The sequence below is a fragment of the Pseudomonas sp. zbq_18 genome, from assembly GCF_043102245.1.
GTDB lineage: Bacteria > Pseudomonadota > Gammaproteobacteria > Pseudomonadales > Pseudomonadaceae > Aquipseudomonas.
In genome coordinates this window covers 78,693-100,845 of the sequence record NZ_JBICIT010000005.1, presented here as the reverse complement: position 1 = coordinate 100,845, position 22,153 = coordinate 78,693, and the positions used below count along the sequence as shown (strand labels likewise).

Genomic DNA, 22,153 nt, shown 5'->3' with positions numbered 1-22,153 from the left:
AGACCCCTCCTACATAAGACCCGACTCAGCCTTTGGCGGCGGCCTGAATCGCGGTCAGGGCGATGGTGTAGACGATGTCGTCCACCAGCGCGCCGCGCGACAGGTCGTTCACCGGCTTGCGCAGGCCCTGCAGCATGGGGCCGACGCTGACGCAGTCGGCGCTGCGCTGCACGGCCTTGTAGGTGGTGTTGCCGGTGTTCAGGTCGGGGAAGATGAACACCGTGGCACGGCCGGCCACCGGACTGTTGGGCGCCTTCTGCAAGCCTACGCTGGCGATGGCGGCGGCGTCGTATTGCAGTGGGCCGTCCACCAGCATGGCCGGGTTGGCTTCGCGGGCCAGGCGGGTGGCCTCGCGGACTTTCTCCACTTCGGCGCCGCTGCCGGAGTCGCCGGTCGAATAGCTGATCATCGCCACCCGCGCCGGTACGCCGAAGGCTTCCGCCGAGGCGGCGCTCTGCCTGGCAATCTCGGCCAGCTCGGCGGCATTGGGCTCCGGGTTCACCGCGCAGTCGCCATACACCAGCACCTGTTCGGGCAGGAGCATGAAAAACACCGAGGACACCAGGTTGTAGCCCGGTGCGGTCTTGATCAGCTGCAGGGCGGGGCGGATGGTGTTGGCGGTGGTGTGGATGGCGCCGGAGACCAGACCGTCGACCTCATCCAAAGCCAGCATCATGGTACCCAGCACTACGGTGTCTTCCAGCTGGGCCAGGGCCATCGGGGCGTTGAGGCCCTTGCCCTTGCGCAGCTCGACCATGGGCTCGACATAGCGCTCGCGGATCAGGTCCGGGTCGAGGATTTCCAGGCCGGCCGGCAGTTCGATGCCCTGGGACTTGGCGACGCTCTGCACCTCTTCCGGTTTGGCCAGCAGCACGCAGCGGGCGATGCCGCGTGCCTGGCAGATGGCAGCGGCCTGCACGGTGCGCGGCTCGCTGCCCTCCGGCAGGACGATGCGCTTGTCCGCCGCCTGGGCGCGGCGCACCAGCTGGTAGCGGAACGCCGGCGGCGACAGGCGCAACTCACGCGGGGCGCCGCAGCGCAGCTTGAGCCAGTCCAGGTCGAGATGCCCGGCGACGAACTCGGTGACTTTTTCCGCGCGCTCGCGGTCATCCACCGGGATTTCCTTGTTCATCCGGTTGAGGTTGGTCGCCGTGTCGTAGGAGCCGGTGCTGACGCTGAGCACCGGCAGGCCGCCCTGCAGGGCGCCCTGGCACAGTTCGAGGATGCGCGGGTCCGGCGGGAAGTCGCTGCACAGCAGCAGGCCGGCCAGTGGCACACCGTTCATCGCGGCCAGGCTGGTGGCGAGGATGATGTCGTCGCGGTCGCCGGGGGTTACCACCAGCACGCCGGGTTTGAGCAGGGCCACGGTGTTGGGCACGGCGCGGGCGCAGAGGACGATCTTCTGCACCCGGCGCTGTTCGAAGTCGCCGGCGTTGATCACCCGGGCATTGAGCAGGTCGGCCACATCACGGGTGCGCGGCGCGTTCAGCTCGTCCTGCCAGGGAATGCAGCCGAGCAGGCGGAAGCTGTCACCACGCAGCAGCGGCGACAGCTGGCCGAGCTGCTCGGTGAATACCTCGATGCCCTGTGGGTGGCGCACCTTGTTGAGGATCACGCCGACCACCTTGGGGTCCTGCGGGCCGCCGAACAGCTGGGCCTGGATCTCGATGCGGTCGGACAGCTCGGTGAGGTTCTCGCTTTCCTCGCCTTCCGGGGCGGAGACCAGCAACACGTCGGCGTCCAGGCTCTTGGCCAGGTGCACATTGACCCGCGCCGCGTAGCTGGCGTGGCGCGTCGGCACCATGCCTTCGACGATCAGCACGTCCATGCCCTCGGCGGCCTGCTGGTGCAGGCTGATGATCTCCTCCAGCAGTTCGTCCAGCTGGCCATCGCCGAGCATGCGCTCGACCTGGGCCAGCGGCAATGGCTTGGGTGGGGTCAGGCCGTGAGTGCGGGCGATCAGTTCGCTGGAGCGTTCCGGGCCCTCGTCGCCCTGATGCGGTTGGGCGATCGGCTTGAAGAAGCCGACCTTGAGCCCGGCGCGTTGCAGGGCGCGAACCAGGCCCAGGCTGATGGAGGTGAGACCGACACCGAAACCGGTAGGGGCGATGAAGAAGGTATGCATGGGCTGTCCTTGATGAAATCAGGCGCTGAGCAGGGCCAGGGTGTCGAGGGCGATCTGCCGCTCCTCGTTGGTCGGTACCACCAGCACACGCGGGTGTCCCGGGGCGTGAATATTGCCTGCCACGCCGCGGATGCAGCGGGCGTTGGCGTCCTGGTCGAGGGCAAGCTTGAACAGCTTCAGGTGACTCACCGTCTTGCTGCGGATCAACGGCGAGTTCTCGCCGATGCCGCCGGTGAAGATCAGACCGTCCAGCTGCGGCAGGGCGCAGCTCATGGCGGCCAGGGATTTGGCCAGGCGGTAGCAGAACACCTCGATGGCCAGGGTCGCGCCGGGGTGGCCCTGCTCGCGGGCCTGTTCCAGGCTGCGCATGTCGTTGGACAGGCCGGACAGGCCGAGCAGGCCGCTGTCCTTGTTGAGCATGGCGTCGATCTGCTCCAGGCTCCAGCCCAGGGTGCGGGCCAGGTGGCCGTGCAGGTTGGGGTCGACATCGCCGCTGCGGGTGCCCATCACCAGGCCCTCCAGCGGGGTTAGGCCCATGCTGGTGTCGCGGCTCTGGCCATCGACTATGGCGCATGTGGAGCAGCCGTTGCCCAGGTGCGCCGAGAGCCAGCTGCTTCCGGTGTAGTCCAGCCCGGCCATTTCAGCGGCGAGCTGACTGACGTAGCGGTGGCTGGTGCCATGGAAGCCATAGCGGCGCACGCCGTGCTCGCGGTACAGCACCTCCGGCACGGCATAGCGGTAGGCGTGCTCGGGCAGGCTCTGATGGAAGGCGGTGTCGAATACCGCCACCTGCGGCAGCTCGGGGAACAGCTTGAGCGCCGCCTCGATGCCCAGCAGGTTGGCCGGGTTGTGCAGCGGTGCCAGCGGCGCGGTGGCACGGATCGCCAGCAGACTTACGGCGTCGATGCGGCAGGCGGCGGTGAACTGCTCGCCACCATGCACGACGCGGTGGCCGATGCCGTGCAGCTGGCCGCCGGTAGCCCGCTGTACCAGGGGCAACAGATGCTGCAGGGCGGTGCGGTGGTCACCACCTTGCAACAGCAGGCTGTCTTTCTCGCCGTTGTGCTGCCAGTGCAACACCGCCTCAGGGCTGCCCAGGCGCTCGGCCAGGCCGCTCAGGGTGAAATGTGCGTGGGCCTCGTTGACCAGGGCGAACTTGATCGATGAGCTGCCGCAGTTGATGACCAGAATGTTGCGTGCCGACATGACTATTCCTTATCCGTGAGGGGCGCCTGGGCTGCACACCAGCCGCAGGGAAAGGGCTGGCCCAGGTGCTGCTGCCGCTGCTGCGGATCGAGCACCCAGGCGCGATTCTGCCACGGTGGCTGATGGCGCAGGTGCTGCGTATGGCCGCAGGACAATTCGGCCACCCAGTGGCCATCTTCGTCCTGGTGAAAGCCCAGCAGTCGGGGCCGTCTGTCAGGCGCGCGGTCGCATTCGCCGGGCGTGACGGGTAGACTTGGTTCCTTTCCATTCTCCAGCAAAAGGTTCTTCCTCCATGCAGATCGCCGCCAACAAGGCCGTGTCCATCGACTATACCCTCACCAACGATGCCGGCGAGGTAATCGATAGCTCTGCGGGCGGCGCGCCGCTGGTCTACCTGCACGGTGCCGGCAACATCATCGTCGGCCTGGAAAAGGCCCTGGTGGGCAAGCAGGTCGGTGACGAAGTCACCGTGGCCATCGAGCCGGGCGAAGCCTACGGTGAATATAGCGCCGAGCTGGTCGCCACCCTGAACCGCAGCATGTTCGAAGGCGTCGACCAACTGGAAGTGGGCATGCAGTTCCATGCTTCCGGTCCGGATGGCGGCATGCAGATCGTCACCATCCGCGACATCGACGGCGACGACGTGATCGTCGACGGCAACCACCCGCTGGCCGGTCAGCGCCTGAACTTCCAGGTCAAGATCGTCAACGTTCGTGAGGCCAGTGCCGAAGAAGTGGCCCACGGCCATATCCACGGCGAAGGTGGTCACCACCACTGATAGATCACCTGATTGGCGGCCGCGCAATACGACTTATGGTCGTCTCAAATTGCGCAGTGGCTGCTAAGCTCAGGTAACCGAAAAAGGCGCCTACGGGCGCCTTTTTTGTCCGCTGCGGCCTGCTCAAGGAGCTACTCATGAGTGCCTTTCATGATCTCAATTTACGTGCGTTGGACGGCCAGGATCTGCCGCTGGCGCCCTACAAGGGCCAGATAGTGCTGGTCGTTAACGTGGCCTCCAAATGCGGGCTCACCCCGCAATACGCCGGTCTGGAGGCGCTGCACCAGCAGTATCAGGCGCGCGGTTTCACGGTGCTGGGCCTGCCTTGCAATCAGTTCGCCGGCCAGGAGCCGGGCAGCGAGGACGAGATTCGCGAGTTCTGCAGCCTCAACTATGGCGTGACCTTTCCGCTGGGCAGCAAGCTGGACGTCAACGGCCCCGAGCGCCACCCGCTGTACCGCCTGCTGGCGGGCGAGGGCGCCGAGTTCCCCGGGGACATTACCTGGAACTTCGAGAAGTTTCTGGTCGGCCGCGATGGTCGTGTGCTGGCGCGCTTCTCGCCACGTACGGCGCCGGACGATCCCGCCCTGGTGCAAGCCATCGAAAAGGCCCTCGACTAAGCGGCGATTGCGCCAAAGTCCGGTCATCCCCGCCTGCCACCTTGCCCCCTCGGCACCTCGATTGCTTAATCGAGCCATTCTGCCGAGGAGGTAGGCGATGAGCAGTTTCTCACCTGATGATTTTCCTGCCGCAGCTTCACCGGCGGCTTTGCGCGCGTTGATCGAGAGCCGCCGAGCGGTGCGCCGCTTTACCGATGAGCCAGTGCCGGAGCAGGTAATCCGCGATAGCCTGGAACTGGCGGTGCTGGCGCCCAACTCCTGCAACCTGCAGCCCTGGAGTTTTCAGGTGGTGCGCGATCCGGCGTTGCTGGCGCGCCTGCATCCGGTCTGCATGAGTCAGAATGCGGCCAAGGCGCCGCTGATTATCGCCGTGCTGGCGCGCCCGGATACCTGGAATCAGGCCTGCGCCAATATGGTCGAGTACTGGCCGGAGCCGGAGGTGCCGGCTCGCATTCGTCACTTCTACGCCAAGACGGCGCCGTTCCAGTACAACCAGGGGCCGCTGGGCCTGCTCGGTCTGTTCAAGCGTCAACTGGTGCGCCTGCTGGCCCTGCGCAAGCCGCTGATGCGCAAACCCAACAGCAAGGCCGATATGCGCATCTGGGCGGTGAAATCCACGGCGCTGGCGGCCGAGAACCTGATGCTGGCCTTCCAGAGCCACGGCTACGCCACCTGCCCGATGGAGGGCTTCGACGAGGTGCGCCTGCGCCAGGTGCTGGATATTCCGCGTCAGGCCATCCCGATCATGCTGCTGGCGGTCGGGCGCCAGGGCGAGAAGGGCGTGTACAACCCGCGCCTGCGGTTTCCCCTGGAGCAGCAGGTGGAGTGGCTGTAATCCCTGCGGAGGCTGGGTTACGCCAACGGCCGTAACCCAGCGGCGAAGTCACCTGATATGTGCTTCGCCGGGAAGCATCGTTAACGCAGCAAAGCTAGCTTCGGTTCGACGTTTGAAGCGTCGCAATCTTCGTCTCGCAGGAGGCAGAAAGCCAGAGAGACGTTGCTCCTTTTCCATACCCTTGAATCACCAGAAACAATAATGCTGGGCGAGGCGAGACGACCGGTCATATTCTTGCCAGCATGAACAGCCGCATCCGACTCGACAAGCGTGACCTGATCCTGGCCAAGGGCTCGGACGTGATGACCCGTCGCGGTTACCACGGCACCGGTGTGCTGGAAATCGTCCAGGCCGCCGGCATTCCCAAGGGCAGCTTCTATCACTACTTCGCCAGCAAGGAAGACTTCGCCCTGCAGGCCCTGGACTTCGTCTATCAGCCGCGCCTGGCGCGTTATGCCGAGGCCCTCGGCAATACGGCGCTGAGCCCGCGCGAGCGCATCCTCGGCTATTACCGCGAGCTGCAGCAGCACTTCAGCCGCCAGGAAAAGGCCCAGTACCACTGCTTCATCGGCAGCCTGAGTTTCGAGATGGCCGAGCTGTTGCCGGCCATCGGCGAGCAGGTCGAGAAGATCCAGCAGGCGTCGGTGGACATTCTTCAGGCGTGTCTGGAACAGGCTCAGCAGGCCGGTGAACTGAACGCAGAGGAAGACTGCGCCAACCTGGCCATCTTCATCAGCAATGCCTGGCAAGGCGTGCTGGCGCGGCTCAAGGTCGGCGGCAATATCCAGGTGCTGGATGCCTTCATCGCCCGTTTGCAGCTGCTGCTGCGACCCTGAATTTTTTACATCCATTAATGAGACGACCGGTCATCTGGCCGGCCCAAGGAGACCGCATGAGCGCCCCCGTACAAGCCCTGTTCGAACCCTTCCGCCTGGGTAACCTGGAGCTGCCGACCCGCGTGGTCATGGCACCGATGACCCGTTCCTTCTCGCCGGGCGGCGTGCCCAACGCGAAGGTGGTCGAGTACTACCGTCGCCGCGCCGCGGCCGGTGTCGGCCTGATCGTTACCGAGGGCACCACCGTCGGCCACAAGGCGGCCAACGGCTACCCGAACGTACCGCGCTTCTACGGTGACGACGCCCTGGCCGGCTGGAAGCAGGTGGTCGACGCGGTGCACGCCGAAGGCGGCAAGATCGTTCCGCAGCTGTGGCATGTGGGCAATGTGCGCAAGGCCGGTACCGAGCCGGACGCCAGCGTGCCGGGCTACGGCCCGAGCGAGAAGGTCAAGGACGGCAACGTTATCGTGCACGGCATGACCCAGGACGACATCGCCGAGGTCATCGCCGCCTTCGCCCAGGCCGCCCGCGACGCCAAGGCCATCGGCATGGATGGCGTGGAAATCCACGGCGCGCACGGTTACCTGATCGACCAGTTCTTCTGGGAAGGCAGCAACAAGCGCACCGACGAGTACGGTGGTGACCTGGCCCAGCGCTCGCGCTTCGCCATCGAGTTGATCCAGGCCGTGCGTGCCGCCGTTGGCCCGGACTTCCCGATCATCTTCCGCTTCTCGCAGTGGAAGCAGCAGGACTACACCGCGCGCCTGGTGCAGACCCCGGAAGAGCTGGGCACCTTCCTCAAGCCGCTGAGCGATGCCGGCGTGGACATCTTCCACTGCTCGACCCGCCGCTTCTGGGAGCCTGAGTTCGAAGGCTCCGACCTCAATCTGGCCGGCTGGACCCGCCAGCTCACCGGCAAGCCGACCATCACCGTCGGCAGCGTCGGCCTGGACGGCGAGTTCCTGCAGTTCATGGTCAACACCGACAAGGTGGCGCAGCCGGCCAGCATCGAGAACCTGCTGGAACGCCTGAACAAGCAGGAATTCGACCTGGTGGCCGTCGGCCGCGCCCTGCTGGTCGACCCGGACTGGGCGGTGAAGGTGCGCGACAGCCGCGAGCAGGACATCCTGCCGTTCAGCCGCGAGGCGCTGATGACCCTGGTTTGATGCATTACCCCTGATTCGCTTCGGCGAGTCTTTTCAGCCCCGGCACACCGGGGCTTTTTTTATGTCTGGGCGAGTGGCAAGGGTGGGGTGCAGGCGACCAGCAGATGCTGTTCGAACTGCTCGACGATCGCCGGCCAGCCCTGGCGGCCGGCATGCTGGCGGGCGTTGAGGCGAACCCGGCGCAGGCTTTCGGCATCTTCCAGCAGCCACTGGGCGGCATCGATGAAGGCCTGTTCGTCACCCGGGCTGGCCAGGGCGCCGTTATGCCCGTGACGGATGTGCTGGGCGGCGGCGGCCTGGTCGTAGGCGACCACGGCCAGGCCGGCGGCCAGGGCTTCCAGCACCACGTTGCCGAAGGTTTCGGACAGGCTGGGAAACAGAAACAGGTCGCCGCTGGCATAGTGCTCAGCCAGCTGCTCACCGCGCTGGATGCCGCAGAACACGGCCCCGGGCAGTTCGGCCTGCAGTTGTAGGCGTTGCGGGCCGTCACCCACCAGCACCAGGCGCAGATTGTGTTGTGGGTTCTGCTGTTGCAGGGTGCGGAAGCTGCGCACCAGCAGGGGCAGGTTCTTTTCCGCGGCCAGGCGACCGACATGCAGTACGGCGATATCGGCCTCGCTCAGGCCCCAGGCGGCGCGTAGCTCGGCCGAGCGGCGGCAGGGGTGAAACAGCTGGCCGTCGACCCCGCGCGCGAGCAGTTCCAGGCGCTCGAAACCGCGGCGTTGCAGTTCCATGCGCTGGCTGAGGCTGGGCACCAGGGTCATCCGCGTGCGGTTGTGGAACCAGCGCAGGTAGCCGGTCAGCAGACGGGTCAGCAGGCCCATGCCGTAGTGGCCGGTGTACTGCTGAAAGTTGGTATGGAAGCCGCTGACCACCGGGATGCCCAGGCGCCTTGCGGCGCGCAGGGCAGAGAGGCCCAGCGGGCCTTCGGTGGCGATGTACAGCACATCGGGCCGCTGCTGCTGCCAGCGGCGCAGCAGCTTGTGCAGCGCCGACTGGCCCCACTGCAGACCGGCATAGCCGGGCAGTGGCCAGCCACGGGTCAGCAGCAACTCGTCATCGGTGTGTGATCGGGTGTCGCCTTCCTGGCGCGGGCGTATCAGCTGCAGGCGATGACCGCGCTCGCGCAGGCCCTGGCACAGGCGCCCAAGCGTGTTGGCCACACCGTTGATTTCCGGTGGAAAGGTTTCGCTGACCAGGGCGATATGCAGGGATGTGACATTCATGACGCCAGTCTGCGACGGCGCCATGAAGCCTGGGTGACGTGATTGTTACTGAGCGATGACGCTGCGTTCGCGCACCCAGAACAGGGTGGCGCCGGCCACTGCGGCGGGCATCACCAGGATGTTGACGAAGGGGATCATCAGCGCCAGGTAGGTGGCGCCGCCGAAGCCCAGGCTCTGCCAGCGCTTCTCGCGCAGCCAGGCGAGCATCTCGTTCCAGCCCAGCTTGTTGTTGTCCGCCGGGTAGTCGATGTACTGCACGGCCATCATCCATACGCCAAACAGAATCCACAGCGGTGCGGCAATCAGGTTCAGACCAGGGATGAAGGTGAGGATCAGCAGCGGAATGGCGCGTGGCAGAAAATAGGCCAGCTTGCGCAGTTCGCGGCCGAGGGTGCGCGGCACCATGGCCATCAGCTCGGCCCAGCTGAAGGGTGGGAAATCATCGCGACCGCGCACCACCACTTCCACTTTCTCGGCGAGGAAGCCGTTGAAGGGCGCGGCGATGATGTTGGCCAGCAGGGTGAAGCTGAAGAACATGATCACCAGCACCATGAGCACGAACAGCGGCCAGATGAGGTATTCGAGAAAGCTCAGCCAACTGGGCAGGCTGGGCATGAAGGTGTCGACCCAGCCGCCAAACTGCTGCATGGCCAGGGCGATCAGGCCAATGAACAGCAGCGTGTTGATCGCCAGGGGTAGCAGCACGAACAGGCGTAGGCCTGGGCTGAGGACCAGTTTCAGGCCTTCGCCGAGGTATTGGGGGCCAGACAGGGCGGGTGTGGGCATGACAGGCGGCTCCGCGCAGTGACAAACGCGCCGACCTTAACCACTTTGCGTGGACGAGGAAAGCAGCCGCGGGTGGAAGAGGTAGACGCGGTTGCGTTCGCGCTTGGCCTCGTACATGGCACTGTCGGCGGCCTTGATCAAAGCCTCCGGGTTCTGTGCGTGGTCCGGGTAGAGAGCGATGCCGATACTCGGCGTAACAAAGTCGATGCTCAGTGCGCCGACCTGTGCGGCGTTTTGCAGCTCGGCGAGCAGGCGCTCTGCAAGCTTTTGCGCTGCGACGCTGTTGCTGTCCGGTAGCACCAGGGTGAATTCGTCGCCACCCAGGCGATACACCCGGTCCGGTTGCCGTACCGTGCGGCGCAGGCGCTCGGCAATGTCCTGCAGCAGGGCGTCGCCGACATCGTGACCGTAGCGATCGTTGACCTCCTTGAACCGATCCAGGTCCAGATAGAGCAGGGCCAGCCGGCCCTGCTCGCGCTGCGCCTTGTCCAGGGCATGGCGCAGTTGTTCGCTGAAGGCCTTGCGGTTGCCCAGGCCGGTCAGCGAGTCGCGATAGGCCAGATCGAGCAACTGGTTCTGATAGGCCACCTGTTCGCTGATATCGCGCAGGATGCCGCGAAAGCCGGCGAAATGGCCCTGGCTGTCGCGAATCAGCGAGAAGCGCGTTTCATAGTGGCCAAGGCTGCCGTCGCCACGGCGCAGGGGCGCGCTGAAGCGGATCTGTTCGTTATTGGCCAGGGCCAGGGCGAAGTCCTGGCGGGCCCGCTCGGCATCCTCGCGGCTCAGCAACCTTTCGTAGCTTTGGCCAAGCATGGCTTCGGCCGGGTAGTCGAGCAGGTTGCACAGGGCTCTGTTGACGGCCTGTACCTGGCCATCGGGTGCGATCTCGAAATAGCCGTCCTGAATCGCGTCGAGAATTTCACGGTCGCGTGTCTCGCTTTGCTCCAGGCGTTCGAGCATGCGGTTGACCTCGCAGGCGAGGCGGCCCAGTTCGTCCGTGCCGCGATCCTGCAGGCGCTGCTGGCTGGAGTCCGGGCCAATGGCGGCGATGTCCTGGTGCATGCGCGAGACACGGCGCAGGATGGCGAACTCCAGGCCCAGGTAGATGAGCAGCAAAGCCAGCAGGCTGACACCCGTGGCCTGGGCCAGGAAGATAGCGATGGCCTTGCGGCCTTCATGATAGAGGCGGCGGTCGCGGGTCAGCTCGAACAGCATCTGCGGCTGGCCCAGGCTGTTGCTGAAGCGCAGAAGGATCTGTTGCTGTTCCTCATTCGGCAGGCGGCGCTGGCTCAGTTCCGCGCGATTGAGGCTGAACACCCCGGGGGAGGGGAGTGGGGTCCAGCGCTCGACCGAGTGATCCGCTGCCAGCAGGCGCAGGGTGCCATTGATCTGTTGTTGCAGATTCTCGCCACGCTCGCCGTCGAGGAAGTGTCCGGCGATCAGGGTGCCGGCGCTGGGCAGGGTGCTCTGGTTGTCCTGGATGCTGCCCATGGCCAGGATCAGGGGTACGCCCTGTACAGCGATCAGCGCGCCATAGAGATCCACATCGCTCGCCTGTATCAGGCTCCTGGCTTGCTCCAGTATTGCCCGGCGCAGTGCTTCCAGACTCCTGGGGGGCTGGCCGTCGAGCACGAACATGTCCGTCAGGGTGGGCGGCAACCACTGCTCGGCATGCACGCGACCCTGCAGGTCGAGGAACACCATGAAGTCGAAGTTCATCTCGCTCAGGGCTTCGGGGTCGGCATTGCGGCGCAGGTAGTCCGGATGCTGGCCTTGCATGAATTCGTAGCTGGTGTCCCACTGCGCATAGCTTTGCACCAGATCGAGATTACGCCGCAGATTCTGTTCCAACAGGTTCTGCAAACGCACTGCCTCGCCCTCCAGCAGCTGGGCGTCCTGGCGGTCGAAGCGGCTGAGAATCAGGCTTTGCGACAGGCCATAGGCAAACAGCAGGGCCAGCACCAGCAATGGGGCGAACAGCCAGAACAGACGTTTGCGCAGGGTCATGCTGGTCGCACCGCTAAGGTGGGAATGTGCCGAGTATAGCCAATGCCCTCAGGCCTCCCGGCCGCATAGTGCCGCTCTATCGAGCATATTGGCATTGGGCATTTTCCAGGTGGCCGCGCGCTGGGTAGCCTTGCCGGCAATTCCCTTTACCGGGGCTGTTCGATTGATCCCAAGCCTTCCCCAAGTGCTTCCGGACGGCCCCTTTTTCTTCAGGAGTTGGCCATGAGCGCTACCCGTCACGCCCGCGTCATCATTCTCGGTTCCGGCCCTGCCGGCTATAGCGCCGCCGTGTACGCCGCCCGTGCCAATCTCAAGCCGCTGCTGATCACCGGCATCCAGGCCGGCGGCCAGCTGACCACCACCACCGAGGTCGACAACTGGCCGGGCGATGCCCACGGCCTGACCGGGCCGGCGCTGATGCAGCGCATGCAGGAGCATGCCGAGCGTTTCGAGACCGAGATCGTCTTCGACCACATCAATGCCGTGGACCTGGCCGGCCAGCCCTTCACCCTGGTCGGCGACAGCGGCACCTACACGGCTGACGCGCTGATCATCGCCACCGGCGCCAGTGCGCGCTATCTGGGCCTGCCGTCCGAGGAAGCCTTCATGGGCAAGGGCGTGTCCGCATGCGCCACCTGCGATGGCTTTTTCTACCGCAACCGCGAAGTGGCGGTGGTCGGCGGTGGCAACACGGCGGTTGAAGAGGCGCTGTATCTGGCCAATATCGCCAGCAAGGTGACCCTGGTGCACCGCCGCGAGACCTTCCGCGCCGAGAAGATCCTGCAGGACAAGATGCGTGCGCGCATCGCCGAGGGCAAGATCGAGTTGCGCCTGAATGCCGAGGTGGACGAGGTGCTGGGCGATGCCGGTGGCGTCACCGGCGTGCGGCTCAAGCACAGCGACGGCGCCGGTAGCGAACTCAGGGTCGATGGCCTGTTCGTCGCCATCGGCCACACGCCCAACACCTCTTTGTTCGAGGGCCAGCTGGCACTCAAGGATGGCTATCTGGTGGTCAACGGCGGCCGCGACGGCAATGCCACCGCGACCAGCGTGCCTGGCGTGTTCGCCGCCGGCGACGTGGCCGACTCGGTCTACCGCCAGGCCATTACCTCGGCCGGCGCCGGCTGCATGGCGGCGCTGGATGTGGAGCGTTACCTGGACTCGCTGTGAGCTAGCCGGCGTCTACGTTCATTCGCCCGCGACCAGCGTGCTTGGCTTTGTAGAGCTGCTCGTCGGCATCGCGTACCAGTTGGGTCGGATCGGCCTGTGCCGATGGCAGTAGCGTGGCCACGCCGATGGATAGGCTGACCCTGTCGCCCACGTCCGAGAGGGGGTGCGTTATTGCGAGCGCCTCGACTTCCGAGAGCATTTTGCTGGCGATCAAGATGGCGCCCTCCTGCTTGGTATCTGGCAGGAGGCAGGCGAATTCTTCGCCACCGTAGCGCGCCACCAGATCAGAAGGGCGGCTGGTGGCGCCAGCGAGGGCCATGGCAACCTGCTTGAGGCACAGATCACCCTGCTGATGGCCGTAATGGTCGTTGTAGCGCTTGAAGTAGTCGATATCGATCATCAGCAATGACAGCGGGCTACCACTACGGCAAGCCTGGGCCCAAGCATTGTTGAGGTTGTCGTCGAAGCAGCGGCGGTTGGCAATTCCGGTCAGGCCGTCGAGCCGGGTCAGGCTGCGCAGGTAGTCGCTCTGTAGCTTGAGGGTGAGGTGAGTCTTGGCTCTGGCGCGTACGATGTTCGAGTTGAAAGGTTTGCTGATGTAGTCGACAGCACCCAGTTCCAGGCCGAACGCCTCGTCCTCCTCCTCGCCCTTGGCGCTGACGAAAATGATGGGAATGTCGCGGGTTACCGGGTCGGCTTGCAGCTCACGGCACACCTGATAGCCGTCCATGCCCTCCATGACCACGTCGAGCAATACCAGGTCGGGGCGCTGCTCCCGGCAGATGGCGATGGCCTGCTCGCCGCGGGTGGCCATGAAAACATCGTGGTCATGGCGAAAGAGTTCGTTCAGCACCCGGATGTTCAGGGGCTGATCGTCGACCACCAATAGTTTGGGGCGAATCTTGCGGTGCTCTATCCAGGACTCCATCTCAGGCTCCTTGAACGGCGGTGAGGATCGCATGGCAGACGTGTCGTGCCTGCTCGAACTCTAGCAGTTCGCTGGCTTGCAGCAGTTGGCTGTAGCTGTCGCGCCAGGACTCGGGCACTGCCGCCTCCAGGGTCTGTGCTTGTTCGAGTGCCTGCAGGTTGCCGCTGGCCAGCAGGTCGTGCAGGTGTTGCAGCTCCGAGATCCAGTCATTGTCGCTGCTTGCGGGCAGCGGCGAGGTGGCCGGCTCGCTGTCGGCAAATGTCTCGTTCAGCTCGCGCACGCTGCTGGCGAGCAGTGTGGTCAGTCCTTCCAGCCAGGTTGGCTCGGCCAGTAGGGTGGCAAGAGTGCTGTCCTCGCTGTGCTTGAACGATTGCTCCCATCGCGCCGCTTCCGCTGCCAGGCCACTGGCCCCCATGGTGCCGGCACTGCCCTTGAGCGTGTGCAAGGCCATCAGCACACCGGGGCGGTCATTGTTGGTCGCACAGGCCGCCAACTGCTCGAGCTGCCTGCTCATCTGCGTGTCGAAACTGCTCAGCATGTGGCGTAGCAGCTGCAGGTTGTTGCCGAAGCGGCGCAACACCGACTCACGCGATTCGATCAGGCCGCCAGCGCTATCTGTCAGCGTGCGGGTGGGGCTGTCCGGCACTGCCCGGCCTGTCCAGTGCAGCAGAGCCTGTACCAGTTGTTCGAGGTCTATGGGTTTGCCCACGTGCTCGTTCATGCCTGCCTCCAGGCAGTTCTGTCTGTCACTTTGCGAGGCGTTGGCCGTCATGGCGATGATCGGCAGGGCGCTGAGCTGTGCGTGGCTGCGCAGAGCGCGTGTGGCTTGCAGGCCGTCCATGCCCGGCATCTGGATGTCCATCAGCACGGCGTCGTACTGAGGCGCTGCGCGCAGCACGGCATCCACACCGGCCTGCCCATCCTCGGCCAAGTGCACGCGGGCGCCCTCAGCCTGCAGCAGTTCCTGGGCGACCTGACGGTTCAGGGCGTTGTCCTCGACCACCAACAGGTTCAGGCCGACGAGACGTTCGGTTTGTACGTTGCGCACTGGTTCGCCGGTTTCCGCTTGCCCTGCCAGTACACGCTGGATGGTGCTGGACAGTTGCATGGGGGTTACGGGTTTGCTCAGGAAGGCGGCGAAGGGCGCGTTGCCTTCGTGCTGGATATCGCTCATCACCTCGCGGCCGTGGGCGGTAATCATCACGACCAGTGGTGGCCGCTCAAGGTGACAGGTGTTCAGTTGGCGGGCCGTGTCGATACCGTCCATATCGGGCATGCGCCAGTCCATCAGCACGATCTGGAAGGGTTGGCCCTGCTGCGCTGCGCTCTCGATGGCCGCTAGCGCCCGTTCGCCACTGTCAACGTAGCTGGCGTGCCAGCCAAGTTCGGCGGCGAGCTGCAGCAGCAGTTCGCCGGCCACCGCGTTGTCGTCTACCACCAGCAGGCGTAGTGCACTGTCGATGGCGCTGCAGGAGGTGCGCAGGGAACTCTGGGTGGCCATGTCCAGCTCGATGTCGAACCAGAAGCGACTGCCCTTGCCAATCTGGCTGGTGACCTGCAACTCGCCGCCCATCAGCGCGATCAGGCGCTTGCAGATCACCAGGCCGAGCCCGGTGCCACCAAAGCGGCGGCTGGTGGAGGCTTCGGCCTGGGTGAAACCTTCGAAAATGCGGCCGAGCTGTTCTTCGCTGATACCGATACCGGTGTCGTTGATGGCGACGCGCAACTGCACTCGCTGGCCGATTCTGCCGAGCTGGCGCAGGCTGACGACCACCTGGCCATGCTCCGTGAACTTGAGCGCGTTACCGGCCAGGTTAATGAGGATCTGCTGCAGGCGCAGGCTGTCACCCAGCAAGGCCTCTGGCAGGTTGGGGTCGAGGTCGAACATCACCTCCACGTCCTTGAGGCCCTGGTTACCGGCCAGTATCACCGCCAGATCACGCATCAGCGGCTCCAGCTCGAAGGGATGCAGTTCGAGTTGCAGTTTGCCGGCCTCGATCTTCGAGTAGTCGAGGATGTCGTTGAGCAGGCCGAGCAGGGACTTTGCCGCGCCATGGGCCTTGCGCACATAGTCGAGCTGGCGTGGCGTCAGCTCCGTTGCCTGAACCAGCTGCAACATGCCCAGCACCGCATTCAGCGGCGTGCGTATTTCGTGACTCATGTTGGCGAGGAACGTGCTCTTGGCGGCATTGGCGGCGTCCGCCTGTTCCTTGGCATAGCGCAGATAGGCCTCTACCTCATGCTGGGCGCTGATATCGATGTTGATCCCGATAACCCTGGTGGGCTTGCCCTCAGCATTGCGTTCTACGTGTGCTCCCGCCTGAATGAAGCGCAGTTGCCCATTGCTGCGCACGACGCGAAGAATCGGGGCGTAGCTATTCTCGTTGGCTATGGCCCTGAGCAGGTCGGCCATCACGGCTTCGCGGTCATCGGGGTGAATCCGGCACAGCCAGTGCTCGTAGCGCAAGCCCTGCTCGCCAAGTTGCAGAGGTTGTTCGTACAGCTCGAACATCCGGTCGTTCCAGTGCAGGCTGTTGTCTGCCAGATCCCAGGACCAGATGCCGAGCTGCGCCACTTTGGCAGCCACCGTCAGTTGGTCTCGGGTCGCGAGCAGCTCCTTGCGTAGGGCTAGCTGCTCGCTGAGATCGGTAATGACTCCCACCAGCAGCGATCGATCAGTCGATGGCATGGAGCCGATCGACAGGTGAATGGGAAATTCCGTACCTCTTTTGTTCAGTGCGGTCAGCTCGACGGCTTTGCCCTGCTGCGAATTGCCTTGGCTGACATGGCTCTCGATCATGTCTTTCAGGCGCTCTCGTGAACTCGGACTGATCAGGTCATACAGGACGCGCTCCCCCATTTCATCGGCGCTGTAGCCGAAGGCCTGTTGTGCGGCAGGGTTGAAGCTCTGCACGCGACCGTCGGCATGGAAGGTGATCACTGGGTTTACTGCTGTGTCCAGTATCGCGCGGGTGGTCTCCAGGCTGTCTGCCAGGCGCCGTGCAGCCTCTCTGTGCTCGGTAACGTCAACGGCGATGCACAGGTAGCCCACCAGTCGGTCTTGTCGGTCACGTATGGCATTGACTGCCAGACTGACCAGGAACGTGCTGCCATCCTTGCGTACATAGGTCCACTCGCGGATGTCGGCGCCCTGGGTCTCCGCCAGGTAAACCAGTGTGCGAAAACCGCTGATCGAGGTGCCGTAGGTGCTGCTCAGCTCCGTGCTGCGGCGAGCCAGTTCGTCTTGCTGATGGAGCAAGGTCGGGCTCTGCTTGCCGACCATGTCCGTGGCGCTGTAATCCAGCAGATTCTGCGCGCCGTAATTGAAGACGGTGATGGTGCCCGCGGTGTCCGTGGCGATGATCGCCACCTCCGAGGCCGAGTCCAGCACGCTGGTAAGCAGTACATTGAGCTCGCTCAGTTCGGCGGTTCGTGCCGCTACCTGCTGTTCCAGGCTGGCATTGAGTTCAAGGATCCTGCCTTCGATGGCCTTGCGCTCGGTGATGTCGCGCACGGTCTTGGATATCCCCACTACCTGGCCGGCCTCGTCATGTATCGGCGAGATCACTGCCGAGACATCGAGCATCCTGCCATCCTTGCACTTTCTCAGGGTCTCGAAGGCGTTGATCGTTTCGCCGGCGCCGACCTTTTGCAGGATCATGGTTTCTTCATGAGCCAGTTGCGGTGGCACGATCAGTTGGACCAGCCGCAGCCCGATGGCTTCTTTGGCGCTGTAGCCGAACATCTTCTCGGCACCTCTGTTCCAGCTGGTAACGGTGCCGTCCAGGGTCTTGCCGATGATGGCGTCGTTGGAGCTCTCGACGATGGCCGCCAGACGCGCCTGCCCGGCGAAGATCTGCCGGCGGCGTTGGCGATTGATGCTGGATATCCCGGCCAGCGCTGCCAGCATCAGGCTGAGCAGGCCACCGGCGATATAGATCATCTTCGGCGAGGTCAGGTGCAAGCTCTTGGCGAAGCCCGGATAGGCGCCTAGTTCGATTTGCCAGCGACGGCCAAAAATGTCCCGCTCCACGAGGTGCGTGGCGATTGTGGTCGCACTCTCCGGCTGGTTGCCGGCCTCGTACAGCACGGGGCTGTAATTGGGTTCGGTGATGTCGAGCAGGCGCAGGTGCACGGCCTGGTTGTGCAGGTGCAAGTCCTGGATCATTGCCGAAGGCGACAAGGGCGCGTAGCTCCAGCCCAAGCCATTACTCATGCGCTCGTCCAGGCTGGGCGGAGTGCTGCCGGTAAGGTAGATGGGCATCAGTATCAGGAGCGATTGCTGCGGTTCGCCCTTGATCCGGGGCAGGTTGATCAGCCCGGTCAGGCGCGCTTCGCCACTTTGCATGGCGGCCAGGGCGACGCTGCGCAGGGTGGCGTCCGAGGCAATATCCAGCCCTACGGCCGGCAGGTTGCGCTCCAGCGGCTCGATGTACTGGATGACATAACGGTCGCCCTCGTGCGGTGCAAGCTGCTGGATGTTGAACGTGGAGTGGCTATCGGTCCTGGCCCGGGCAAGGAAGACGCTTTCCTCTGCCTGCGGCACGCGGCGGATAAAGCCGAAGCCGGCGGCGCCGGGGAATTCCTGTTCGAGATTACGCGTCTGACTGTAGCGCTGGAAGGTTTCCCGGTTGATGCCATCTGCACCGCTGGAGAGCACGGCACCTCGTGTGCCGCGTAGACCGTACTGGTAAATGTTGACGCGTTCGATGATGGCGTCTGCGGCATGCGTGGTCGCGTTTGCCAGTGCGCTGTGCAGCTTTTGCTGGTTGGTGTTGTGCAGCCATTCGGCGATCAGTCCGGTGGTGGCCAGACCCGCCAGCAGGATCCAGGCGATGCTCCATCTTGCCGAGAGGTTTTTCTTCATAGGCGAGCTTGTCCCAGGAGGCGATCGCATGCTGCCGGCGCTTATCCGGCGCTGCCGTAGCCCGCATGTCGCAGTGGTGAAAGCCGACGATGGGAGGTACGGATGTATCCGGAGTGTAGGTTTCTGCCTGGGCGCCGGCTCATGCCGTGCCTGCCAGGCTCTTCAGGCGCTCGGTGGTTTCCTCTGGCTCGTTATTGAACAGGGCGGCTGCCAGACGCATCAGCACCTGTTCGCGGCGGACCTGGGTCTTGGGCAGCGCATAGGTGGCACCGATCAACTGGCGCAGCGCCATGGGCAGTCCCCACTGGGCTTTCAGGGCAATAGCGAAAGAGGTGGCGTAGTCGCTGATGGCTTTGTCGATCAGTGTCGTGTCGAGCGATCTACCTTGCGCGCTCCACTGCTGTGCCTGGAGCAATACGCTCAACTCGCCCATGCGGTGTAACAGGGCCGCGGCATGCAGAGCGCCGTGGTCGATGCCACACTGGCGCGCCAGGCCGATCACCTGTTCGGCTATCCGTTCGGCGGCATTGAGGTGCTCCTGGATCAGCGAGGACAGTATGGGATCGTTGCTGGTGCAGGCCTGGCGCAATGCCTGGGCGATGGCCAGGTTGAGGCTGGTGCGCCCGCCCAGGCGTATCAGCGCTTCCTGCAGGCTGTTGCACGGCTGGCCGTCGACTTTGTAGGCCGGGCTGTTGGCAGCCGAGATCAGGTAGGCGCAGAGCGCCGGATCACGCTGCCACTCTTCGGCCAGTTTGCGAAAATCCAAGGGCGTGCCCTGGTAGGCTTGTTGGAGCTTGTCCTTGATTCCGCTCAATAGGGGGAGATCGAGGTCGGCGGCGCAGAGTCCGGCGAGGTGGTCGAGGAAATCACTTGGCGTCGGCTGCTGCGGGGTTTGCGCTTCGACCGCCGGCAACAGCCGGTCGATACAGGCGATCACCTTGGGCACCTCGAAAGGTTTGGTGATGTAGGCACTGATCCCCAGTGGTCTGGCTGCGAGCACGCTGTCTCGATCGGCACGGCCGGTAATCATGACCAGGGGGGGGCTTTGGTCCTGCTGGCGAATGCTTTGCAGCAAGCTGAGCCCTGAGCCATCCGGTAAATTCCAGTCGGCCAGCACCAGCTGGTAGCTATTCAGTTTCCAGGCACTCAGGGCGCTGTGTAGATCACCAAAGCAGTCGATGGTAGCCGTGGGTCTCGTATTCAATACCAGTTGCTGCAGCAGTCCCGTCAGCCAGGGGTCGTCGTCCACGATCATGACGTGCATCCAGTAAGCCTCGCGAAGCTGTGGGCGATGGGGCGTTCCTTGTGCCTCACCTGCAAGGTAGCACTTTAGTCGCCGCGACAACTTTATTCAGGCATCGCGCAGCAGGTCATGCTCGTCGAGCAGGCGCCAGGCGATTTCCGGCTTGTGCTCCAGGCCACGGCGGATCGCGGCGGGGATCGACTGGCGGGTTTTGCGGCACAGGCCCGGGTGCGGCTCGATGTGGATGGCGATGCCGCGCATGCTGCGTACTTCATTGAAGCCGGGGGCGACCTCGACGCGGATACCGAGCTGCTGGTACATGCGCTGCTGCAGGTGGCGCAGGTCGTTCAGGTCGCGCAGCTGCTCCAGGCGCTCGAGCAGGCGCTTTTCCTCGTTGCGGGTCAGCAGGAGGATGCGCAGGTCGGCGCCGGGAGCCTCCAGCAGGCGCTCGCGATCACAGTCGCAGGCGCCGGGCGGGCAGGGTTGGCGAAGCTGGGGAGCGGCAGTCATGGGCTCCGATCATAGCCAGCCTGATAGCCCTTTGTGCAAGAGCCTTGGCCCCTTACCAGGCCAGCGGTTGTTGCTGATAGTCGAGGAACAGGCAATTGCGGGTGCCGAGCTGACTGGCGATGGTCGCGACCAGACCGGCGGCGCTGGTGGCCACATCCAGGTCGGCGGCGCTGCCGCCCATGTCGGTGCGCACCCAGCCCGGATGCAGGGCCAGCAGGCTGGCGGCGGGGCGGTCCTCGGCTTCACTCCAGCTGCGCAGCAGGCTGTTGAGCGCAGCCTTGCTGGCACCATACAGCGGCATATCGCTGGCGCGGGCGAGCTGCACGCTGCCCATCTGCGAACTCATGAAGGCGAGCACGCCGCCCTCGACGACCTGCGCGGCCAGCTGTCGGGCCAGGCGCAGCGGGGCGATGGCGTTGCAGAGGAACAGCTCGGCGATTTCGCTGGGGCTGGCCCGGGCCACGTCCTGATGGCTGGGGCCCATGATCCCGGCATTGAAGATGGCGATATCCAGGGACTGCCCGTTCAGCGCTTGGGTGATCTGTGCGGCTGCGTCATCGTGGTTGAGGTCGCAGGCGATCAGGTGCAGCCGATCGTGATGGGTCTGCTGCAATTGGCGCAGCGCCGGCGAGTCGGCGTTGCGCACGACGGCGTGCACGCGTGCGCCACTGTTCAGGTAGGCCTGCGCCAGACCCAGGCCGATGCCGCGGGAGGCACCGGTGATCAGAATGTTCTGCATTGGTCTTTCCTTGAGTGGGCTGTGGGCCGGTGCGGTGCACCGGCCGTGGCCTATTACAGGCGTGGGTAGTCGATATAGCCGACCGGGCCCTGAGCGTAGAACAGCTCGGGACGTGGCTCGTTGAGCGGTGCATCCTGGGCCAGGCGTGCAGGCAGATCCGGGTTGGCGATGAAGGGGATGCCGAAGGCCACGGCATCGGCCTTGCCTTCACTCAGCCAGGCGTTGGCCTGCTCCTTGGTGAAACGCTCGTTGGCGATCACCAGGCCGCCGAACTGTTCCTTGATGAACGGCGTCAGGCTGTCCTCGCCTTGCTTTTCACGGGTGCAGATGAAGGCGATGCCGCGCTTGCCCAGTTCGCGGGCCACGTAACCGAAGGTCTCGCGCGGGTTGGCGTCGCCCATGTCGTGGGCGTCCTGGCGTGGCGCCAGGTGCACGCCAACTCGGTCCGCGCCCCAGACGCCGACCACGGCATCGGTGACTTCCAGCAGCAGGCGTGCGCGGTTCTCCACCGAGCCGCCGTACTGGTCAGTGCGCTGGTTGGTACTGCTTTGCAGGAACTGGTCGAGCAGGTAGCCGTTGGCACCGTGGATCTCGACACCGTCGAAGCCGGCGGCCTTGGCGTTTTCGGCACCGTGGCGATAAGCCTCGACGATGTCGGCGATTTCCTCGGTTTCCAGGGCGCGGGGGGTGACGAACTCCTTCATCGGTCGGATCAGGCTGACGTGTCCGGCTGGCTTGATCGCGCTGGGGGCGACCGGCAGTTCACCGTTCAGGTAAACCGGGTCGGACACCCGGCCGACGTGCCACAGCTGCAGGAAGATGCGCCCGCCATTGGCATGGACGGCACGGGTGACGTTGAGCCAGCCGCGCACCTGATCTTCGGACCAGATGCCGGGGGTGTCCGGGTAGCCGACACCCATCGGCGTGACCGAGGTGGCCTCGCTGAGAATCAGGCCGGCGCTGGCACGCTGCACGTAGTACTCGGCCATCAGCGCGTTGGGCACGCGACCTTCGTCGGCGCGGCAGCGGGTCAGCGGGGCCATGATGATGCGGTTGGGCAGCTCCAGGCTGCCGATCTTGATGGGGTCGAACAGGGTAGTCATGGTGAAGC

17 protein-coding genes and 1 pseudogene are annotated in these 22,153 nt (G+C 64.5%); 6 read left to right on the top strand and 12 right to left on the bottom strand.

Annotation, left to right across the window (positions count from 1 at the left end; translation table 11 throughout):
- Positions 1-25 precede the first annotated feature (25 nt).
- The 3 genes and pseudogenes from pta to ACF8C6_RS03615 form a co-directional block, all read right to left on the bottom strand.
- Positions 26-2,125, bottom strand: a complete 2,100-nt coding sequence (gene pta, locus ACF8C6_RS03625) for a phosphate acetyltransferase (protein ID WP_392498033.1) — start codon at positions 2,123-2,125, stop codon at positions 26-28.
- Positions 2,126-2,143: 18 nt separating this feature from the next.
- Positions 2,144-3,331 (bottom strand): acetate kinase, encoded by a 1,188-nt coding sequence (locus ACF8C6_RS03620; protein ID WP_277688649.1) that lies wholly within the window; start codon positions 3,329-3,331, stop codon positions 2,144-2,146.
- 2 nt (positions 3,332-3,333) lie between these two features.
- Positions 3,334-3,655, bottom strand: a pseudogene (locus ACF8C6_RS03615) (DUF3565 domain-containing protein).
- Between ACF8C6_RS03615 and ACF8C6_RS03610 the strand changes: the two are divergent.
- The 5 genes from ACF8C6_RS03610 to ACF8C6_RS03590 all read left to right on the top strand — a co-directional run bounded on the left by ACF8C6_RS03610 (position 3,624) and on the right by ACF8C6_RS03590 (position 7,566).
- Positions 3,624-4,109 (top strand): peptidylprolyl isomerase, encoded by a 486-nt coding sequence (locus ACF8C6_RS03610; protein WP_277688650.1) that lies wholly within the window; start codon positions 3,624-3,626, stop codon positions 4,107-4,109. The pseudogene ACF8C6_RS03615 and the gene ACF8C6_RS03610 sit on opposite strands and share 32 nt — an antisense overlap.
- A gap of 137 nt (positions 4,110-4,246) precedes the next feature.
- A complete protein-coding gene (locus tag ACF8C6_RS03605) occupies positions 4,247-4,729 on the top strand; it encodes a glutathione peroxidase (RefSeq protein WP_392498032.1) in 483 nt (160 codons plus the stop codon).
- 97 nt (positions 4,730-4,826) lie between these two features.
- The gene (locus ACF8C6_RS03600; RefSeq protein ID WP_392498031.1) at positions 4,827-5,564 is read left to right on the top strand and encodes a nitroreductase family protein; all 738 of its coding nucleotides are present in this window, start codon (positions 4,827-4,829) and stop codon (positions 5,562-5,564) included.
- A gap of 242 nt (positions 5,565-5,806) precedes the next feature.
- Entirely contained in the window at positions 5,807-6,400 is a 594-nt protein-coding gene (locus ACF8C6_RS03595) for a TetR/AcrR family transcriptional regulator (RefSeq protein WP_277688654.1), read from the top strand.
- 56 nt (positions 6,401-6,456) lie between these two features.
- Positions 6,457-7,566 (top strand): NADH:flavin oxidoreductase, encoded by a 1,110-nt coding sequence (locus ACF8C6_RS03590; protein ID WP_392498030.1) that lies wholly within the window; start codon positions 6,457-6,459, stop codon positions 7,564-7,566.
- Between the two features lie 59 nt (positions 7,567-7,625).
- On the opposite strand, the gene ACF8C6_RS03585 is transcribed toward ACF8C6_RS03590, so the two are convergent.
- The 3 genes from ACF8C6_RS03585 to ACF8C6_RS03575 are packed head-to-tail and all read right to left on the bottom strand — an operon-like array spanning position 7,626 to position 11,585.
- A complete protein-coding gene (locus ACF8C6_RS03585; RefSeq protein ID WP_392498029.1) occupies positions 7,626-8,792 on the bottom strand; it encodes a glycosyltransferase family 4 protein in 1,167 nt (388 codons plus the stop codon).
- 45 nt (positions 8,793-8,837) lie between these two features.
- The gene (gene cysZ, locus ACF8C6_RS03580; protein WP_392498028.1) at positions 8,838-9,578 is read right to left on the bottom strand and encodes a sulfate transporter CysZ; all 741 of its coding nucleotides are present in this window, start codon (positions 9,576-9,578) and stop codon (positions 8,838-8,840) included.
- 36 nt (positions 9,579-9,614) lie between these two features.
- Positions 9,615-11,585: a diguanylate cyclase domain-containing protein gene (locus ACF8C6_RS03575; protein WP_392498027.1), complete on the bottom strand. Its 1,971-nt coding sequence runs from the start codon at positions 11,583-11,585 to the stop codon at positions 9,615-9,617.
- Between the two features lie 222 nt (positions 11,586-11,807).
- Between ACF8C6_RS03575 and trxB the strand changes: the two genes are divergently transcribed.
- Positions 11,808-12,755 (top strand): thioredoxin-disulfide reductase, encoded by a 948-nt coding sequence (trxB, locus tag ACF8C6_RS03570; protein WP_392498026.1) that lies wholly within the window; start codon positions 11,808-11,810, stop codon positions 12,753-12,755.
- Between the two features lies 1 nt (position 12,756).
- Here the strand turns inward: trxB and ACF8C6_RS03565 are convergent, their stop codons facing one another.
- From ACF8C6_RS03565 to ACF8C6_RS03540, 6 genes are all read right to left on the bottom strand, one after another.
- The gene (locus ACF8C6_RS03565) at positions 12,757-13,683 is read right to left on the bottom strand and encodes a diguanylate cyclase domain-containing protein (RefSeq protein ID WP_392498025.1); all 927 of its coding nucleotides are present in this window, start codon (positions 13,681-13,683) and stop codon (positions 12,757-12,759) included.
- Position 13,684: 1 nt separating this feature from the next.
- Positions 13,685-18,550, bottom strand: coding sequence for a PAS domain S-box protein (locus tag ACF8C6_RS03560; protein ID WP_392498024.1), 4,866 nt, complete (start codon positions 18,548-18,550; stop codon positions 13,685-13,687).
- A 139-nt stretch (positions 18,551-18,689) separates the two neighbouring features.
- On the bottom strand, positions 18,690-19,814 hold the full coding sequence (locus ACF8C6_RS03555; protein ID WP_392498023.1) for an HDOD domain-containing protein: 1,125 nt from the start codon (positions 19,812-19,814) through the stop codon (positions 18,690-18,692).
- A gap of 87 nt (positions 19,815-19,901) precedes the next feature.
- Positions 19,902-20,303, bottom strand: coding sequence for a hypothetical protein (locus tag ACF8C6_RS03550; protein WP_277688663.1), 402 nt, complete (start codon positions 20,301-20,303; stop codon positions 19,902-19,904).
- A 52-nt stretch (positions 20,304-20,355) separates the two neighbouring features.
- The gene (locus ACF8C6_RS03545) at positions 20,356-21,042 is read right to left on the bottom strand and encodes an SDR family oxidoreductase (RefSeq protein WP_392498022.1); all 687 of its coding nucleotides are present in this window, start codon (positions 21,040-21,042) and stop codon (positions 20,356-20,358) included.
- A gap of 53 nt (positions 21,043-21,095) precedes the next feature.
- Entirely contained in the window at positions 21,096-22,145 is a 1,050-nt protein-coding gene (locus ACF8C6_RS03540; protein ID WP_392498021.1) for an alkene reductase, read from the bottom strand.
- Positions 22,146-22,153: the final 8 nt, after the last annotated feature.

What these genes read in the sequence shown, in the direction of transcription:
- pta (WP_392498033.1), bottom strand. Translation starts at nt 2,125, where the DNA reads ATGCATACCTTCTTCATCGCCCCTACCGGTTTCGGTGTCGGTCTCACC.
- ACF8C6_RS03620 (WP_277688649.1), bottom strand. Translation starts at nt 3,331, where the DNA reads ATGTCGGCACGCAACATTCTGGTCATCAACTGCGGCAGCTCATCGATC.
- ACF8C6_RS03610 (WP_277688650.1), top strand. Translation starts at nt 3,624, where the DNA reads ATGCAGATCGCCGCCAACAAGGCCGTGTCCATCGACTATACCCTCACC.
- ACF8C6_RS03605 (WP_392498032.1), top strand. Translation starts at nt 4,247, where the DNA reads ATGAGTGCCTTTCATGATCTCAATTTACGTGCGTTGGACGGCCAGGAT.
- ACF8C6_RS03600 (WP_392498031.1), top strand. Translation starts at nt 4,827, where the DNA reads ATGAGCAGTTTCTCACCTGATGATTTTCCTGCCGCAGCTTCACCGGCG.
- ACF8C6_RS03595 (WP_277688654.1), top strand. Translation starts at nt 5,807, where the DNA reads ATGAACAGCCGCATCCGACTCGACAAGCGTGACCTGATCCTGGCCAAG.
- ACF8C6_RS03590 (WP_392498030.1), top strand. Translation starts at nt 6,457, where the DNA reads ATGAGCGCCCCCGTACAAGCCCTGTTCGAACCCTTCCGCCTGGGTAAC.
- ACF8C6_RS03585 (WP_392498029.1), bottom strand. Translation starts at nt 8,792, where the DNA reads ATGAATGTCACATCCCTGCATATCGCCCTGGTCAGCGAAACCTTTCCA.
- cysZ (WP_392498028.1), bottom strand. Translation starts at nt 9,578, where the DNA reads ATGCCCACACCCGCCCTGTCTGGCCCCCAATACCTCGGCGAAGGCCTG.
- ACF8C6_RS03575 (WP_392498027.1), bottom strand. Translation starts at nt 11,585, where the DNA reads ATGACCCTGCGCAAACGTCTGTTCTGGCTGTTCGCCCCATTGCTGGTG.
- trxB (WP_392498026.1), top strand. Translation starts at nt 11,808, where the DNA reads ATGAGCGCTACCCGTCACGCCCGCGTCATCATTCTCGGTTCCGGCCCT.
- ACF8C6_RS03565 (WP_392498025.1), bottom strand. Translation starts at nt 13,683, where the DNA reads ATGGAGTCCTGGATAGAGCACCGCAAGATTCGCCCCAAACTATTGGTG.
- ACF8C6_RS03560 (WP_392498024.1), bottom strand. Translation starts at nt 18,550, where the DNA reads ATGAAGAAAAACCTCTCGGCAAGATGGAGCATCGCCTGGATCCTGCTG.
- ACF8C6_RS03555 (WP_392498023.1), bottom strand. Translation starts at nt 19,814, where the DNA reads ATGCACGTCATGATCGTGGACGACGACCCCTGGCTGACGGGACTGCTG.
- ACF8C6_RS03550 (WP_277688663.1), bottom strand. Translation starts at nt 20,303, where the DNA reads ATGACTGCCGCTCCCCAGCTTCGCCAACCCTGCCCGCCCGGCGCCTGC.
- ACF8C6_RS03545 (WP_392498022.1), bottom strand. Translation starts at nt 21,042, where the DNA reads ATGCAGAACATTCTGATCACCGGTGCCTCCCGCGGCATCGGCCTGGGT.
- ACF8C6_RS03540 (WP_392498021.1), bottom strand. Translation starts at nt 22,145, where the DNA reads ATGACTACCCTGTTCGACCCCATCAAGATCGGCAGCCTGGAGCTGCCC.